Source organism: Acidovorax sp. HMWF018 (genome assembly GCF_003061035.1).
Classification (GTDB): domain Bacteria; phylum Pseudomonadota; class Gammaproteobacteria; order Burkholderiales; family Burkholderiaceae_C; genus Acidovorax; species Acidovorax delafieldii.
Genome location: NZ_QAIM01000674.1, coordinates 2,092 through 5,770, shown reverse-complemented (window position 1 = coordinate 5,770; position 3,679 = coordinate 2,092). Strand labels below are relative to the sequence as shown.

5 protein-coding genes and 1 pseudogene are annotated in these 3,679 nt (G+C 66.1%); all 6 read left to right on the top strand.

Features of this window, described 5'->3' with window-relative positions; all coding sequences use genetic code 11:
* A partial coding sequence (locus DBR23_RS28630) for an enoyl-CoA hydratase-related protein (RefSeq protein ID WP_108500302.1) occupies positions 1 to 568 on the top strand: 568 nt, incomplete at its 5' end.
* A gap of 270 nt (positions 569 to 838) precedes the next feature.
* Positions 839 to 1,303, top strand: coding sequence for a MarR family winged helix-turn-helix transcriptional regulator (locus DBR23_RS28625; protein ID WP_108500301.1), 465 nt, complete (start codon positions 839 to 841; stop codon positions 1,301 to 1,303).
* 72 nt (positions 1,304 to 1,375) lie between these two features.
* Positions 1,376 to 1,792: an organic hydroperoxide resistance protein gene (locus DBR23_RS28620; RefSeq protein ID WP_010462826.1), complete on the top strand. Its 417-nt coding sequence runs from the start codon at positions 1,376 to 1,378 to the stop codon at positions 1,790 to 1,792.
* 4 nt (positions 1,793 to 1,796) lie between these two features.
* The gene (locus DBR23_RS28615; RefSeq protein WP_056059676.1) at positions 1,797 to 2,183 is read left to right on the top strand and encodes a DUF1304 domain-containing protein; all 387 of its coding nucleotides are present in this window, start codon (positions 1,797 to 1,799) and stop codon (positions 2,181 to 2,183) included.
* Between the two features lie 134 nt (positions 2,184 to 2,317).
* Entirely contained in the window at positions 2,318 to 3,076 is a 759-nt protein-coding gene (locus DBR23_RS28610; RefSeq protein WP_108500300.1) for a metallophosphoesterase, read from the top strand.
* A 1-nt stretch (position 3,077) separates the two neighbouring features.
* Positions 3,078 to 3,679, top strand: a pseudogene (locus DBR23_RS32080) (serine/threonine protein kinase); the annotation flags it as partial.

The window sequence follows — 3,679 nt, the reverse complement described above, 5'->3', positions numbered from 1 at the left end:
GCGCGGCGAAAAGGCCATCCCCGAAGGCCTGGTGGAGCCCCATGACTACGGCCTGCCCGGCTACCGGCGCCGCACCAAGCCCATGGTGGTGGCGGTCAAGGGCATCTGCTTCACCGTGGGCATCGAGCTCATGCTGGGTGCCGACATCGTGGTGGCGGCCGACAACTGCCGCTTCTCGCAGATGGAGGTGCAGCGCGGCATCATGGCCACGGGCGGCGCCACGCTGCGCATGGCCGAGCGCGCGGGCACGGGCAATGCGCTGCTGCACCTGCTGACGGCCGACGAGTTCGGCAGCGCTGAAGCGTACCGCCTGAACTTTGTGCAAAAAGTGGTGCCGGCTGGCCAGGAGCTGGACGAGGCCTTGGCGATTGCCCAGCGCATTGCCGCCCAGGCGCCGCGCGCGGTGGTGGCCACGCGCCTGAATGTGCTCAAGGCCATCGAGCAAGGCCAGACGGCCGCGGTGGCGGACTTCATCCCGGTGCAGAAGGAACTGGCCAACAGCGAGGATGCGGCCGAAGGCGTGCGCGCGTTTGTCGAGCGCCGGCCCGCGCAGTTCAGCGGGCGCTGAGGGCCTGGTGGTTCGTCGTCGCCCGAACCACTACATGCCAAACTTAAAGCCTAATCGGCCGCTAGCGCATATGAATCATGCGCCAGCAGCTCTGCTATTGATAGCAATTTCCCGAGAGTGAAGGGGCACAGCGCCCCCGCCTGCGCAAGCGGGACGCGCGAATAGCACCGATGGCGCGGCGCCGCTCCCCCACCGACACAATCCCATCCATTAACAAAGTTTTTCACAATTCAATTGCGCGCAATTGAATTCACGCTCACAATTCACCCCATGCCCAGCCACAGCACACCCCACACTCCCAGTCCCGCCATCCTGCGGCTGGACAACCAGGTCTGCTTTGCGCTGTATTCCGCCTCGCTGGCAATGACCAAGCTGTACAAGCCGCTGCTCGACCAGATCGGGCTGACCTACCCGCAGTATCTCGTGATGCTGGTGTTGTGGGAACAGGACGGCGTGACCGTGTCCGAGCTGGGCGAGCGCCTGTTCCTCGACTCCGGCACGCTCACGCCGTTGCTCAAGCGCCTGGAGGCACAGGGCCACATTGCCCGGTTGCGCGATGTGCAGGACGAGCGCCGTGTGCGCATCACCCTCACGTCGCAAGGCCGCGCGATGCGCAACCAGGCCGAAGCCATTCCACCGTGCGTGCTGCAAAGCAGCCAGTGCTCGATTGCCGAGCTGACCACCTTGACCACCGAACTCAAGCAGCTGCGAGACCGGCTTAGCGAGCAACGCTGACGGCCTTAAGACAACGCAAGAACCGATTCCCTCCACCGCCCGCCAGTGGGCAACAACCGTAAGGAAGACACCATGACCAAGCTCGAAAAAGTCCTGTACACCGCCAAGTCGCACGTGACCGGTGGCCGCGATGGCGCCGCCAAGACCGATGACGGCCGCCTGGAAGTCAAGCTGTCCTCGCCCGGCACGGCCGGCACCGGCACCAACCCCGAGCAGCTGTTTGCCTCCGGCTACGCAGCGTGCTTCATCGGCGCCATGAAGGCCGTCGGCGGCAAGATCGGCATCCCCGTGCCCCAGGACGTGTCCATCGACGCTGAAGTGGACCTGGGCCCCATCCCGAACGCCTACGGCATCGCCGCCCGCCTGGCCATCAGCCTGCCCGGCCTGGACAAGGAAACCGCCCAGAAGCTGGTAGACGCAGCCCACCAGGTCTGCCCCTACTCCAACGCCACGCGCGGCAACATCGACGTGACCATCACGATCGTCTAAGACCATGGGCCGCCTGCTGATCCCCCGCATCGCGGTGGCCCTGGTGGCCATCGAGCATGTGTACATCCTCGTGCTCGAAATGTTCTTCTGGAACAAGCCCCTGGGCATGAAAACCTTCAACCTGACCCAGGAGCTGGCCGACGCCACCACCACGCTGGCGGCCAACCAGGGGCTGTACAACGGTTTTCTGGCGGCGGGCCTGTTCTGGGGGCTGTTCACCGGCAACCGGGTGTTCAAGATCTTCTTCCTGGCCTGCGTGATCGTGGCTGGGGTATTTGGCGCCGCCACCGCAGCGCCCAAGATCTTCTTCAGCCAGGCGCTGCCCGCGATCATTGCGCTGGGCCTGGTGCTGGCGCTGGACAAAAAACCCGCCGTACAGCGCAGCCTCTGAGCTATCAAATCAATAGCTGCTACCGCCCTATAGACGGGCGGTAGCAGCTATTTTTGCTTTGAATCCGGGAAAGCACGGCGGCCTGCAAGCTGCCATTCAGCCATGCGCGCGATGATGGGGTTGGAGACAACACCATGAAAATCGCCCTGCTGTCCGACATCCACGCCAACCGCCAGGCCCTCACCGCCTGCCTGCAACACGCCAGCGCCCAGGGCGCCGAGCAGTTTGCGCTGCTGGGCGACCTGGTGGGCTACGGTGGCGAGCCCGTGGCCGTGGTGGAGCAGGTGCGCGACCTGGCCCAGCAGGGCGCCCTGTGTGTGCTGGGCAACCACGACGCCATGGCCCTGGCCCCGCCTGCCAACCCACGCAACCGCAGCGAGCTGGGAGCGCAATGGACGCACGACCAGCTCGGCAACAGCCACATCGCCTTTTTGCAGTCGCTGCCGCTCACGGCGCGGCTGGGCAGCAGCGCCTTGCTGGTGCACGCCAGTGCCGACATGCCCGCGCAGTGGCGGTATGTGGAAGACTCCAACGCGGCAGAGCGCAGCATGACCGCCGCGCAAGGCATCGACCCCGCCATCCGCTATGTGTTCTGCGGCCATGTGCACGAGCAGGTGCTGTACTTCCTCACGCCCACGGCCAAGCTGATGCGCTTTGCGCCCGAGCCCGGCGTGCCCGTGCCCGTGCCAACGCACCGCCAGTGGCTGGGCATCGTGGGCTCGGTGGGCCAGCCGCGCGACGGCGATGCGCGCGCCATGTACGCGCTGTTCGACGACACCGCCAAGCAGATCACGTTCTACCGCGTGCCCTACGACCACCTGGCCGCCGCCGCCGCCATCCGCGCAGCGGGCCTGCCCGGCTTCTACGCCGATCGGCTCGAAAAAGGCCAGTGACATGAAACTGCTGGAACCCGGCACCGAGATCGACGGCTTCCGCGTAGTGGACTGCATCCACGCGGGCGGCATGGCCCACATCTACGCCGTGGAATACGCGCAGGCAGACCGTAGCCCCGGCTTTGCCATGGCGATGAAGATCCCGCGCATGACGGCGGGCGACGGGGCCGAGAACATCGTGAGCTTCGAGGTCGAGCTGCAGATCCTGCCCGTGCTCAGCGGCCCGCATGTGCCGCGTTTTGTGGCGGCGGGCGACCTGATGCGGCTGCCCTACCTGGTCATGGAATACATCCCCGGCCAGACGCTGCAGCACTGGCTGGATGCGCCCGAGCGCTGCGACATCGCCACCATAGCCCGCCTGGGCGCGGCCACGGCGCGCGCAGCGCACAGCCTGCACCAACAGAACGTGTGCCACCTGGACCTCAAACCTGCCAACGTGCTCGTCAAGGAAGACGGCACGGCCGTGCTGCTGGACTTTGGCCTCTCGTGCCACGCCCACTACCCGGACCTGCTGGCCGAGGAAATGCGCCAGGCCGTGGGCTCGCCCGCCTGGATCGCACCGGAGCAGGTGGTGGGCGTGCGCGGCGACCCACGCAGCGACAT

Coding starts and splice junctions, on each gene's coding strand:
- DBR23_RS28625 (WP_108500301.1), top strand. CDS start 839: ATGCCCAGCCACAGCACACCCCACACTCCCAGTCCCGCCATCCTGCGG.
- DBR23_RS28620 (WP_010462826.1), top strand. CDS start 1,376: ATGACCAAGCTCGAAAAAGTCCTGTACACCGCCAAGTCGCACGTGACC.
- DBR23_RS28610 (WP_108500300.1), top strand. CDS start 2,318: ATGAAAATCGCCCTGCTGTCCGACATCCACGCCAACCGCCAGGCCCTC.
- DBR23_RS28615 (WP_056059676.1), top strand. CDS start 1,797: ATGGGCCGCCTGCTGATCCCCCGCATCGCGGTGGCCCTGGTGGCCATC.